Annotated in this window: 7 protein-coding genes; 3 read left to right on the top strand and 4 right to left on the bottom strand. The window is 69.0% G+C overall.

Features of this window, described 5'->3' with window-relative positions; genetic code table 11:
• Window positions 1–135: 135 nt before the first annotated feature.
• Window positions 136–522, bottom strand: coding sequence for a DUF3099 domain-containing protein (locus ACFYR3_RS00190; RefSeq protein ID WP_355843942.1), 387 nt, complete (start codon window positions 520–522; stop codon window positions 136–138).
• A 244-nt stretch (window positions 523–766) separates the two neighbouring features.
• On the opposite strand from ACFYR3_RS00190, the gene ACFYR3_RS00185 reads away from it, so the two are divergent.
• Entirely contained in the window at window positions 767–1042 is a 276-nt protein-coding gene (locus tag ACFYR3_RS00185; protein WP_355843813.1) for a GlsB/YeaQ/YmgE family stress response membrane protein, read from the top strand.
• Window positions 1043–1149: 107 nt separating this feature from the next.
• Here the strand turns inward: ACFYR3_RS00185 and tyrS are convergent, their stop codons facing one another.
• From tyrS to ACFYR3_RS00170, 3 genes are all read right to left on the bottom strand, one after another.
• On the bottom strand, window positions 1150–2418 hold the full coding sequence (tyrS, locus tag ACFYR3_RS00180) for a tyrosine--tRNA ligase (protein WP_355843816.1): 1269 nt from the start codon (window positions 2416–2418) through the stop codon (window positions 1150–1152).
• Window positions 2419–2462: 44 nt separating this feature from the next.
• Window positions 2463–3857: a metallopeptidase TldD-related protein gene (locus ACFYR3_RS00175; protein ID WP_355843819.1), complete on the bottom strand. Its 1395-nt coding sequence runs from the start codon at window positions 3855–3857 to the stop codon at window positions 2463–2465.
• Between the two features lie 82 nt (window positions 3858–3939).
• Window positions 3940–5484 carry a TldD/PmbA family protein gene (locus tag ACFYR3_RS00170; RefSeq protein WP_389280781.1) on the bottom strand — a complete coding sequence of 515 codons (1545 nt, stop codon included), beginning with the start codon at window positions 5482–5484 and terminating at the stop codon, window positions 3940–3942.
• 821 nt (window positions 5485–6305) lie between these two features.
• On the opposite strand from ACFYR3_RS00170, the gene ACFYR3_RS00165 reads away from it, so the two are divergent.
• Both ACFYR3_RS00165 and ACFYR3_RS00160 read left to right on the top strand, forming a co-directional pair.
• A complete protein-coding gene (locus ACFYR3_RS00165; RefSeq protein WP_389280779.1) occupies window positions 6306–11534 on the top strand; it encodes a hypothetical protein in 5229 nt (1742 codons plus the stop codon).
• Window positions 11531–13048 carry a hypothetical protein gene (locus ACFYR3_RS00160; protein ID WP_389280777.1) on the top strand — a complete coding sequence of 506 codons (1518 nt, stop codon included), beginning with the start codon at window positions 11531–11533 and terminating at the stop codon, window positions 13046–13048. Before ACFYR3_RS00165 ends, ACFYR3_RS00160 begins: the two co-directional genes overlap by 4 nt.
• The last annotated feature ends 73 nt before the right edge of the window (window positions 13049–13121 follow it).

Raw genomic sequence — 13121 nt, 5'->3', positions numbered from 1 at the left:
ATGATTGATCTGAGCTTTTCTTGAGCTTGTTTGCGCGGCGATATTCCGTTTTCGGCGAATCCTCCGACGCCCTTCCAGAGCTGAACCGGCTTTGTACCGCGGCGAGTTCGGGCTCGGTTCGACTCCGGTCCGGATTCAGCTCGGGTCGTGCGACTCGGCCCCCGTCGGAGCTCCGGGACCGGCCGCGGAGTCCTTCGGGAACGCTTCCTCGGAGCCGTCCTGCCGGGGCGGAGTGATCATCGGACGCGACGGGGCGGTGACGAATGTCGAGGGGAGCGACGGCGTGTTCTCGCGTCCGGCGTTGGCGATGACCACGGCGACGTACGGGAGGAGAATCCCGAGGACCAGCGCGACGAGAGCGACGGGCCGTTCGACGTTCCACAGGGTGGCCGCCAGGATCACGGACACCGTACGCACGGACATCGAGATGACATAGCGGCGCTGCCGGCCGCGCACATCGTCGTCCAGGCTCTGCCTGGCTCCGGTGATCCGGAAGACCTGGACGTTGCTCTGCTTCCTGATCACATTCCACCACCCGCCTGCGTCGGACGCTCCCCGGTCCGTACCCGGTACGAACCCGACGAGGAAGCGAGTCCGGACTCCTTCCACGTTACGCCGCGTCTGCGCCGCCTTCGAGACCGGGGGATGTCCGGACTGGGTGGACATGGTGCGTCGTAGCGCGTACGGCTCCGCCCGACATGCGCCGTATGGCGGACAGCAAGAGACTGACGGTACTACTCACGGGGAGGGGTACGAGGAGGCGGACATGGGCTGGTTGTGGGCGATCATCGTCGGGTTCGTGCTGGGCCTGATCGCCAAGGCGATCATTCCCGGGAAGCAGCACAGTCCTCTCTGGCTGACCACCATCTTCGGCATCCTCGGAGCGATCGTCGGCAACGCGATCGCGCGGGGCATCGGCATCGCCGAGACCAGAGGCATCGACTGGGGCCGGCACGCGCTGCAGCTGGCCGCCGCGATCGTCCTCGTCTTCCTCGGCGACATGCTCTACATGGCCATCCGGGGCGACAAGGTGAAGACCTGAGACCACGGCCGACCGCCCGGCCTCCCCGGGAACGGCGGTACGACGAAGGGGCGGCTCCGTCAGGGAGCCGCCCCTTCGTCTGCGCGGGTCGTGGGCGCGGGGAGGCCTCAGCCGCCCGTGACCTCGACCGCGGCCAGGCTCTTCTTGCCCCGGCGCAGCACCAGCCAGCGCCCGTGCAGCAGGTCCTCCTTGCCCGGGACCGCGTCCTCGGCGGCGACCTTCACGTTGTTCACGTACGCCCCGCCCTCCTTGACCGTGCGGCGCGCGGCGGACTTGCTGGCCACCAGGCCGACCTCCGCGAAGAGGTCCACGACGAGACCCGCCTCGGCGACCTGGATGTGCGGCACCTCGGACAGGGCCGCGCTCAGCGTCCGCTCGTCGAGTCCGGTCAGCTCGCCCTGCCCGAACAGGGCCTTGGACGCGGCGATCACGGCGGCCGTCTGATCGGCGCCGTGCACCAGCGTCGTCAGCTCCTCGGCCAGCGCGCGCTGGGCGGCACGGGCCTGCGGACGCTCCTCGGTCTGCTTCTCCAGCTCCTCCAGCTCCTCGGGCGACCTGAAGGACAGAATGCGCATGTACGTCGAGATGTCCCGGTCGTCCACGTTCAGCCAGAACTGGTAGAACGCGTACGGCGTCGTCATCTCGGGGTCGAGCCAGATGGCGCCGCCCTCGGTCTTGCCGAACTTGGTGCCGTCCGCCTTGACCATCAGCGGCGTCGCCAGCGCGTGCACATGGGCGCCGGGCTCCAGGCGGTGGATCAGATCCAGGCCCGCCGTGAGGTTGCCCCACTGGTCGCTGCCGCCCTGCTGCAACGTGCAGCCGTAGCGTCGGTACAGCTCCAGGAAGTCCATGCCCTGCAGCAGCTGGTAGCTGAACTCCGTGTAGCTGATGCCCTCCTCGGACTCCAGGCGGCGGGCCACCGAGTCCTTGGTCAGCATCTTGTTGACGCGGAAGTGCTTGCCGATGTCCCGCAGGAACTCGATGGCCGACAGACCGGCCGTCCAGTCGAGGTTGTTCACCATGACCGCGGCGTTCTCGCCCTCGAAGGACAGGAACGGCTCGATCTGCGAACGCAGCCGCGTCACCCAGTTCGCGACCGTCTCCGGGTCGTTCAGCGTGCGCTCGGCCGTCGGGCGCGGGTCACCGATCTGGCCCGTCGCCCCGCCCACCAGGGCGAGCGGCCGCAGGCCCGCCTGCTGGAGCCGGCGCATGGTGAGCACCTGCACCAGGTGGCCGACGTGCAGACTGGGCGCGGTCGGGTCGAAGCCGCAATAGAACGTGACGGGACCGTCCGCGAGCGCCTTGCGCAATGCATCTTCGTCAGTGGACAGGGAGAACAGTCCCCGCCACTTCAGCTCGTCGACGATGTCCGTCACGGTTCTCGTATCTCCTTGAGTGGTCTCGTGAATCAGGTACGAGGTTATACGCCCTGGCTGACAGAGCTCATATTGAAGTCCGGCACCCGCAGGGCGGGCATCGCGGCCCTGGTGAACCAGTCGCTCCACTCCCGGGGCAGCGTCTTCTCCGTCCGCCCCGCCTCCGTGGCCCGCCCCAGCAGCCCGACCGGCGACTCATTGAACCGGAAGTTGTTCACCTCGCCCACGACCTCGCCGTTCTCGACGAGGTAGACGCCGTCCCGGGTGAGCCCGGTCAGCAGCAGGGTCGCCGGGTCGACCTCGCGGATGTACCAGAGGCAGGTCAGCAGCAGACCGCGCTCGGTCGCGGCGACCATCTCCTCCAGGGAGCGGTCCTCGCCGCCGTCGAGCACCAGGTTCCCGATCGTCGGCGTCACCGGCAGCCCGGTCAGCCCGGCGCTGTGCCGGGTGGTCGACAGATGCCGCAGCTCGCCCTCGTGGATCCAGTCGGTGGCCTTGAGCGGCAACCCGTTGTCGAACACCGAGGCGTCGTCGCCCGAGGAGTGCGTGAGGACGAAGGGAGCGGACTCAAGGCCCGGCTCGTTCGGGTCGCTGCGGAGCGTCAGCGGCAGCTCGGTGAGCCGCTCGCCGATCCGGGTGCCGCCGCCTGGCTTGCTGAAGACGGTCCGGCCCTCGGCCGCGTCCCGGGCGGCGGCCGACCACATCTGGTAGATCAGCAGGTCCGCGACGGCGGTCGGCGGCAGCAGCGTCTCGTAGCGCCCGGCGGGCAGGTCGACGCGCCGCTCGGCCCAGCCCAGCCGTACGGCCAGTTCGGCGTCCAGCGCCGCCGGGTCGACGTCCTTGAAGTCCCGCGTCGAACGTCCCGCCCACGCCGAACGCGTACGGTCCGGGGACTTGGCGTTCAGCTCCAGCGTGCCGTTCGGCTGGTCGTGCCGCAGCCGCAGCCCCGTCGATGTACCGAGGTAGCTGGAGACGAGCTCGTGGTTGGCGAAGCCGTACAGCTCACGGCCGCCCCCACGCGCGCGTGCGAACGATTCGCCGAGCGCCGGCGCGAAGTCGGCGAAGACGGTGGAGGAGGTCTCGGCGGGCGCGTCCGTGAAGTCGGGGGACTCCGGTACGCCCGTCACCAGCGGCCGGCCGTCCTCGGCCGGACCGGCGCCCCGCGCAGCCGCCTCGGCCGCCCGCACCAGGGGCTCCAGCTCGTCGGCGGTCACCGCCGAGCGCGAGACCACACCGGACGAGGTGCCCTCGCGGCCGTCGACGGTGGCGATCACGGTGAGCGTGCGCCCGCGCGTGACCCCGTTCGTGGTGAGCGCGTTGCCCGCCCAGCGCAGATTGGCGGTCGACTGCTCGTCGGCGATCACCACACAGCCGTCGGCCCGGGACAGTTCGAGGGCGCGCTCGACGACCTCGTGCGGCTTGCTCGTACGGGCGCTCATCGACCGGCCTCCTGCGTGGTGTTGAGACTGTGCTGTCCCGGGGGGCGACCCCCGGACCCCCGGCCGTTCCCCTGCTGAATGCTCATCGACCGGCCTCCGACGTGGTGTTGAGGATGTTGACACCCTTGAAGAGGGCGGAAGGGCAGCCGTGCGACACCGCGGCGACCTGGCCCGGCTGGGCCTTGCCGCAGTTGAAGGCACCACCCAGGACATACGTCTGCGGGCCGCCCACCGCGGCCATCGAACCCCAGAAGTCGGTGGTCGTGGCCTGGTACGCGACATCACGCAGCTGACCCGTGATCCGGCCGTTCTCGATCTTGAAGAAGCGCTGACCGGTGAACTGGAAGTTGTAGCGCTGCATGTCGATGGACCAGGACCGGTCGCCGACGACGTAGATGCCGCGGTCGACGCCCCCGATCAGATCCTCGGTGGACAGCCCCCCGGGGTCCGGCTGGAGCGACACGTTGGCCATCCGCTGCACGGGCACATGCCGGGGCGAGTCGGCGTACGCGCAACCGTTGGACCGCTCGAAGCCGGTCAGCCTCGCGATCCGCCGGTCCAGCTGGTAGCCGACGAGCGTGCCCTCCTTCACGAGGTCCCAGGACTGGCCCTCGACGCCCTCGTCGTCGTACCCGATGGTCGCGAGGCCGTGCTCGGCGGTGCGGTCACCGGACACGTTCATCAGGTCGGAGCCGTACCTCAGCTTGCCGAGCTGGTCGAAGGTGGCGAAGGAGGTTCCTGCGTACGCGGCCTCGTAGCCGAGCGCGCGGTCCAGCTCGGTGGCGTGCCCGATGGACTCGTGGATGGTCAGCCACAGGTTGGACGGGTCGACGACGAGGTCGTACAGCCCCGCCTCGACGCTCGGCGCCCGCATCTTCTCCGCGAGCAGCTCGGGAATCCGTTCCAGCTCGGAGTCCCAGTCCCAGCCCGTGCCCCGCAGGTACTCCCAGCCGCGCCCGACGGGCGGTGCGATCGTCCGCATCGAGTCGAACTCGCCGCTGGACTCGTCGACGGCGACCGCGGTGAGCTGCGGATGCAGCCGCACCCGCTGCTGCGTGGTCACGGTCCCGGCGGTGTCGGCGTAGAACTTGTTCTCGTGCACGGTCATCAGCGAGGCGTCGACATGGTTGACGCCGTCGGCCGCCAGCAGCCGCGCGCTCCAGTCCGTGAGCAGCCCCGCCTTCTCCTCGTCCGGTACGGAGAAGGGATCGATCTCGTACGACGAGATCCACGTCTTCTCGGCGTGCACCGGCTCCTGGGCCAGCTCCACCCGCTCGTCGGAACCGGCCGCCTTGATCACCTGGGCCGACAGCTTCGCCATCGCGACGGCCTGCGAGGCGACCTTCGCGGCCGCGTCCATCGTCAGATCCACGCCCGACGCGAACCCCCAGGTCCCGCCGTGCACGACCCGCACCGCGTACCCCAGGTCGGTGGTGTCCGACGACCCGGCCGGCTTGGCGTCGCGCAACCGCCAGGACGCGCTGCGCACCCGCTCGAACCGGAAGTCCGCGTGATCGGCGCCCAGTGCCCGCGCCCGCGCGAGCGCGGCGTCGGCGAGTGCGCGCAGCGGTAGCGCAACAAAGGATGGATCGATGCCGTGGGCCACAGTGAGGATCTCCCCTGTCATTGACTTTTCTCAGCTTCTCGGACGGCTGGAGGACGAGGCTGATCTGGACGCCCGCAGTGTGAGGCGGACGGTTCGCAGTCAAGCACGCCACCTCGCGCCGCGGCACGTCCACCGGTTTTCGGCATGGCAGGCAGTGTGGCCCGGGAAATGCCCCGGGCATGCCCCCCAAGGTGAAGACGCGGTGGCATGATGACGCCATGCAGGGGTGGGGGAGTGATTTTCGTACCTGGCTCTCGTCGCTGGACGAGTCAGATATTCGCAGCCTGTTGACGGTGCATCATTGTCTGCGCCACCAGTCCTGTGGACGCGGACACGCCGCCCGCAACCGCATGCCGGTCATCCGCCGTGACGTCAATGCCTTCCGGGTGTGGACCACCAGAGCGAGACAACCGCAGCTGCAATCGGCCGCTGCCTGTGGCCTGACGTGGGCGCGTCGTGCGCTGATCGAGGACCTTCGCTGCCCCGAGGACCTGGTGGACGAGCCGACGCTCGAACAACTCGAGGCCCTGCTGTGGATTCTTGAGCCGTCGATCGCCAACTGCGCACTGTACGGACTGCTCTCTCCTGACATACGGAGCACGCCGACCGTCCAGATGGCCCAGGACCACGAGGATGCCTTGCGCCGAGCGGCCGATCGCTCGCCGCCGCCCGATCCCGCCGAGATCGTCAGGAGTGCCGTGACAGCAGCAGGACACCACGGCGCTGATGGCGGGGTCCGTGAAGCGAGAGACGTGGGAGAGGGTTCGATAGTGGAGACTGGGGCCGATCAGAGGTCGACACTGGAAGGTCTGCTCACTGAACTCGCGGAATCCGGCCGCCGGTTGACTGTCATACTGCGCGGTGCCGCCGACGCGGTGGAGTCGGGTCGACTCCCCTCGGCCGCGCGTGATCTGACGGACATGGCGGGAGCGTGGGCCGCGCTGCGGGATCGTGCGGCCGATTGTTGCGCCGACGAGGGAGTCGACTGGTCGCACGAGTCCGACTACACCTGGCTGGCCGAGGAGCGCGCCCGGCTGGACAGGTCCCGGGCGGAACTCGCCGCGCTGCGGGAGAGGGCTGATTCGTACGGTGCCTTGATCGAAGCTGCCATGGATCCGGACGAGACGGCGACGCTCACCATGTTGCGCGACCGGCTGCAGGCGCAGATCGAGGAAGTCGAGAGGTCCCTCGGGGACGGCGGGTCCGTGCCCGAGGGGACGATGCCCGTTGAGTTCAGGCCCGACGCGGACGCCCTCGTTCCGAACCTGGCCGGAGCCGCTTCGCCTGTTGAGGCGGGCGCGCCCGCCGACTCGTCATCCCCCGGCGCCGAGGTGGAGACCGGCGACGACGCTCCGGAAGCGCCGGCGGACACCGCCCTCGACACCTCGCCGACCGTGACGGAGACGCAGTCGCAGGCCACCGAAGCGACGTCGGATGCGGACGAGGCGGCACCGAGCTCTCCGACGGCGCCTTTGGCCGTGGAGCCGCAGCCCGAGTCGCACGACACCTTCGCCATGGAGCCTGCTTCCCCCGTTGCGCTGGACGACGCACCCGGCGAGAACCCGGACGTTCCCTCCGCCGGCAGCCCTGGAGCCATCGCGGATGTGGTGAGTCCTTCGGGGACGGAGCAGGAACCGTGGCCCGTGTCGGTTGCGGACGCCGACTGGGACGTACGTGCCCCCTGGGAGACCGGCAAGGAGCCACCGGTCGCCGCGCTCGTACGGTCCGGTCGGCTGGTCGAGGCCTACTGGATGACCCAGGCGTCCGCCGAACCCGACGTGCGCGCACGATCGCTGGCGTTCGCGGCTGCGGCCTTCGAGTGTGTGACGGAGTCGCATGCCACGGACGTGCAGATCACGCATGACCTCGACCCGGCTCGGCTCGCCCAGGATCGTGACGCCTATCTCGTGGCTTTCGTCGCTGCGCTGCGTGCGGGATTGACCGCGTGCTGGCCGCACGTGCTCGTCAGTGACTACTCGCCGCCGGTCGGGTTGGCAGAGCCTTGGCAGGAGTTGCTCACCGTGCTCGTGGCGGCTGTCCGCAACGGTCGCGCCTTCGACCCCGGCGTCCACTACACCGACGACGCACAGCGGGACCACGACCTCCGTGATGAACTCCGCACGGAAGCAAACCAGTTGCTCGAGATCCTGTCCCGTCGCAAGACGAAGTACCAGCGTGCCACCCGCGTTCTGCAAGACATGGTCGGACCGAGTGGAGAACTTGGCCTGGCTCTGCGCGACGTCATCCAATGGGTCGACGGTGGTCCCCTCCCCGCCACTGAATTCCGGGCCAGGATCGAGCATTTGCGCAACGCCGATCATGTGGACCGGCTGATCGAGCAGACGGACAGCAGGTTTCGTACCCCCAAGCAGGCCAAGGAACCGATCACCGCAGGCGCCCTGCGCCAGTTGCACGCGGCCTGCCGGTCGGTGGCGGATGTCCTGACCAAGGCGGACGCGGTGGCGGCCAATCTGCTGCACCCGACCGGGCTCTCACAGCCCGGCATCCCCGACTTGGCGTCAGTGCGCCGAGGGCTGCGGGACGTTCCGCCACCGCCCGGTGTGGGCGGCGCGTCCCTGGAACTGCTCCTCCGCTGGATCGAAGGCGAGATGCGGCATTCGACAGCCGAGAACCAGCCCAGTGATGGCGAGGACGGTGCTCCTCCTGCCACTGACTGCCTCCTCTGTCTGTCCGACTTGCCACGTGACAGCGTCGGAATGCCGGATCTGGATGATCCGCGTACCGCCCGTCGTATGGCGGCGCTCATGGCGCCTCCGGAGGCGGAGCACGCCCTGCGCGGCTACATCGCACGGGGTGACCTCCACATCGCGCGTGCGCTCGTCGACGCCGTGCGACAGGACCCGACCGGCTACGGCACCCTGGACGCGGAGTGGGCCGAGGGGGCTGAGCGGCGCGTCCAGCAGGCACAGGAGCACTGGCGGGAAACCTTGCGGCGGCGCCACGCCGAGGCGGCGAGCCTGCTCGCCCAGATGCGCACGCTCAATTTGCTCGCACCCGACCAAGAGCGGGACTTCACGGGCCGACTTCAGGAGTTCGCCGACGGCGAGCAGGCCGGCCGCTACCGCTATGCGACGGACCGACTCGAGGAGCTCGGACAGGAGCTGTCGCACCTGGTGCAAAAGTCCACTCGCAGGCAGCGCCAGGAACTGGAACAGCTCCGGGTCGCTCCGAAGGGCATACTCGACCCGTCGGACTACGACCGGATCGCCAGGCTCATCACCGAGGGCGACACGGTGACTGCCGAGGAGTTCCTGGCCCTCGCACGTGGTGGCCAGCAACTGCCGGAACGGCCCGAGGACGACGTGGAGGAACTCTCCGACTTCCTCGGTGGCCTTACCGGCCCCGGTGTTCCACAGCCGGGCGGTGACGGCGTCGACGCCGACTGGTGGGTCGCCCGCTATGGCTCGGGCGCCCAGTTGACGGAGGCAGCGGATCTCGGGCTGCGCTCTTGGAAGGCGTTGTGCACCCGACACGGACGCAACAGCGAATGGCAGCAGCACCTCCCGCGGGTGCTGCGGCTGCTCGGCCTGGAGCCCAGTGGGCAGCCTGCGGTGGAAACCCGGACACAGGGGGTGCGCAGGTTCAAGGTGCGGGCCAGGGTGGCCGAGCGCATCGGATACGTTGCCGCGCTGGGTTCCCAGGCCACTTCGTACACCGTCCAGCTGATCTGGGAGGAGCAGCGGGCGAACGGCCCGCTCGCCCACCTGGAAGACGCCGATGTCGACGCCAACATCGTGCTGTACCTCCACCCGCTGGGCGCCGAAGGGCGGCGCCGCTTGGCGGATACCGCACGCGCGGGAGCGCAGCAGGCGCTGGTGGTGGATCCGGCCGTGATGGGCTGGATGGCTGCCCGTGCCCCGGGCAGCTTCCGGGTTCTCCAGCGTGTCACCTTGCCCTGGGCGGCGTACAACCCGTACACGCCCTTCGTCGCGGGGCTGGTTCCTCCAGAGGTCTTCTACGGCCGGGACGAGGAGATGCGAGAGGTCATGGACCCCCATGGCGGTCTTTTCCTCTATGGCGGTCGGCAACTTGGTAAGTCCGCTCTGCTGCGCCGGGTGGCCAGGATCTTCCCGAGCCGTTCGGACAGTTACGTAGCTGTCTACCTCGACCTGCTGAAGGCGGAGATCGGCCAGGCCGAGGCGCCTGACAAGATCTGGAGTCTCCTTGCGGAGGAACTGAAGCGCCGGGGCGTTTTCGGCAACAAGGTTCCGGAGCAAGCCGGTCCGGACGTGATCGTGCGCCGGCTCACCGACTGGCTCGACGCGGACCAGTCGCGGCGCCTGCTGGTACTCGCGGACGAGGCGGACGCCTTCCTGACGGCCGACTCGCGAAGGACGTTCCGGGCGGGTGGCGAGTCGACGTTCCCGAATGTCAAACGCTTTCAACAACTCATGGAGCACTCGGAGCGCCGGTTCAAGATTGTTTTCGCCGGGCTCCACCAGGTGCAGCGGTTCGGCGCGCTTTCCAATGTCTCGACGGCGCATGGTGGTCCCGACGTCCTCGTGGGCCCGCTGAAGCAGCAGGCTGCTCTCCGGCTCGTCACGGAGCCGATGGCGGCGCTGGGCTATGTGTTCGAGCGACCGGAACTGGTTTGGCGGATCCTTGCCATCACCAACTACCAGGCCAATCTGGTACAGATCTTCTGCAGCGAGCTGGTTCGTACGCTCCATTCGCGTTCCTACCTTGCGACGGGTCGCGCCACGGCGATCTCCGAGCGCGACGTGCAGGAGGTCGCGGCGTCCGAGACGTTGCGCCGCCGGATCGCCGAGCGGTTGAGGTTCACGATCAACCTGGAGGACCGCTACCGGGTGCTCGCGCTGGTCATAGCTCTGGAGAGCTTGGAGGACGGCTACCGCGGCGACTACAGCGCCAAGGAACTGCTCGACCTGGCTCGCGAGGCCTGGCCGGAAGGCTTTGAGGAATGCGGGGTGCAGCAGGCCGAGATCTACCTCACGGAGATGGCCGGACTCGGCCTGCTGATCCGCTTGGGTGACCGGGCCCGTTTCGCGGTGCGGAGCCCGAACGTCGTCAATATGCTCGGCACCCGCGAGGAGCTGGAACTTGAGCTCCACGAAACGGAGTTCGGCCTTCCGTACGACTACAACCCGCGTGCGGCCCGGCGCGTACTCGGCCGAGACCGCAACAGCGGCGTCCAGCGCTACAGCCCGCTGACGGAGGGACAGCTCCACGAGGCCGCCCAGCCGGGAGTGTCGGTGGTGTCCACGACTGACTTGTACCGCCCGGAACTGGTCCTTCAGGCCGTTTCCGCGTTCGCCGAGGGACGCGGTGTGAAGGTGGTCCGCGCAAACCGCGGGGAGGGCCTGACCGACGTCCTCACGGCGGCGACTGCCCGCCTGCGTACGGCGCATGTGATTTTGGCTGATCTCCGGGGCATGACGGCGGACGAACTGGCGGACGAGTTGCGGCGCTGCGTCGAACTCGCCGGCCCAGCCGCCGAGAAGCACGTGCCGCAGAACGAAGGCCGAAAGAACAAGCAGAGTCGTTCGATCCTTGTCGTCGCCGATGCCGAAGCGGTCGCGTCCGTGCGTGCAACTGACGAGGGACGGCGTCTGCGCATGCGGATCCTGCAGCCGCGTCGCTGGACCGCGGACTCCCTGCGAGCATGGCCCGAATGCCCCTTCGTCTCGCGTGAAGACCGCCACCGGCTGACGCACGCGACGTCTGGATGGCCCCACTGGACGGAGGTCGCGGTCGCCGATGTCTCGCTGCGAGGAGCGACGCTCGACGACGCCCTGGACCACATTCGCGCCATGACCGCCAAACCGGCGAATGCGGAGGCACACCTCAAGCAGTCCGGCCTGGGCGCGAGAGACATCTCTCTGCTCGCCTCATGGACCGAATATGTCGAGGAAGGGCAGGGCGTCCCCGTCGACGACGTGGAGGCGGCCACCGGCCTTGGCCAGGAGGAGACCCGGGAGTGGCTGGTCCATCTGGACCAGCTCGGTGTCGTCGACGAGACGGACGGGGGAATGGCTCTGGACCCCGTGACCTTCCGGGCCGTGCGCACGCGAGCCGCGGAACTCGAGTGACCGTGGAGCTGCCTCGTCCGGCGCTCCTCGACCTGCCCGGGGTCAGGGCCCAGGTCGGCGACATCGCTGCTGATCTGACGGCGGGCCTGAACTGCCTGTGGCTGCTGCCTGACCAACTGGTCGACACCGGGCAGGCGGAGGAGCTGTTCCGGACCGTGCTGCACAGCATGCCCGACCGGCTGGATGTGTCCCCGCCGACCGTGCTGGCCGTGCCCGCTCCCCGAGGCCCCGGCCTGCAAGCAGCGGTGGGCCAGGCCGTCGCATCGGGTGAGGCGCCGTGGACCCCGGACGACGGCGAGGCCTGGGGCGATCTCCCGGACCTCGACTTCGACGACGGCTTCGACATCGGCTGGTCCGGCACCGGCCCGGTGCGCACCGCGGGTCCCGCTGTACGCGACCGTGCTGTGCCGGAACTCTTCGAGAGGCTCGGGAAGGAACTGGCCGTAGGTCCGAGCGAGGTCGTCACACAGCTCTCGGATCCCGGTCAGAGGTGGCGGCCGGTGATCGGCCTCCGGGCCTGGGCGGAGCCGGACGACGCCGGGCAGGGCCTCGGCGTCGCTGTCGTCCGGGGCGGGGCCGTCCAGCGGCTCTTCCATTCCCTGTCCGCCGCGGTCAAGGATGCGGGCCTGCCACCGCAGGCACGTCCGCGACTGCTCGTCGTGGCCCGGCTGGGTGACGTCCCGGCGGCGCTCATCAACGAGCTGGATCGGGACATCGCGACCTCGGCCGTGCACTGGTGGTGGGGCACGATCGGGCGCCTGGACACCGCGACGGTGGTGGCGGCAGACCGCGAGCGTGGCCCTGCGGGCACCGTCAGGCGGCGTGTACTCGCCGCCGTACGGGAAGAGGTTGTGACGGAGCTTGCGGCGTTCGACCTGGTGCTTGCCCGGCGGTTGGCCGGGGCCTGGGACGGTAAGGCGGACCGGCTCGGCTTCGTTCTGAGGTCCTGCCTGGACGGCGACATGATCGATCGCGTCGGTGCCTGCCCACGAGCGGCTCTTGAAGCCGGAACGCAGAGGCGCCCGGGTTCACGGATACGGTCGGCCTGGGCCCTTGGTCTCGTGCAGTCCTGGGAGGGCAGGCTGCGGCGCCATCCAGCTGCCTGGTACGCCGAGGGCGCTTCGGAAGCGACGACCGAGCTCCAGCTTCTGGTGGGTCAGGCCCAGCAGCGCGTGCTGTTCCCGTGGGTCGAGGACACGCGTGAACGGTTGGCGCGCCTGGGTATTCGATACGCGTCCCGGCCCCTTGAAGCCATGGTGGAGGCGTACGCCGAGCGACCGCCCGCAAACTACCGGACGCACCCGGAGAAGGCTTTCGAACAACTTGAGGTCGGAGCCCTGCTCACCGCGTGCTACGCGGGCGCACTGGCCCTCCCCGATGAGGAACTGCGTCTCCTGAAGGAACTTGTGAAGGTCAGGAACATCCTTGCGCACCGGGGCGCCCTGCACGACGCCACTCTCGGCGCGTTGTGCGACGAGCTGGCTCTTGCCCACCGACGCTGGGTGCAACTGTAGAGACCCGACAGGAGTGGCAGCGTGCCACTGTCGGTGCCCGATTCTCTCGGAGGCCGGGCGGACCGATAGGTTT

The sequence above is a fragment of the Streptomyces sp. NPDC005784 genome (assembly GCF_042871525.1).
Lineage (GTDB): Bacteria > Actinomycetota > Actinomycetes > Streptomycetales > Streptomycetaceae > Streptomyces.
This window is presented reverse-complemented; position numbering and strand designations above follow the sequence as displayed.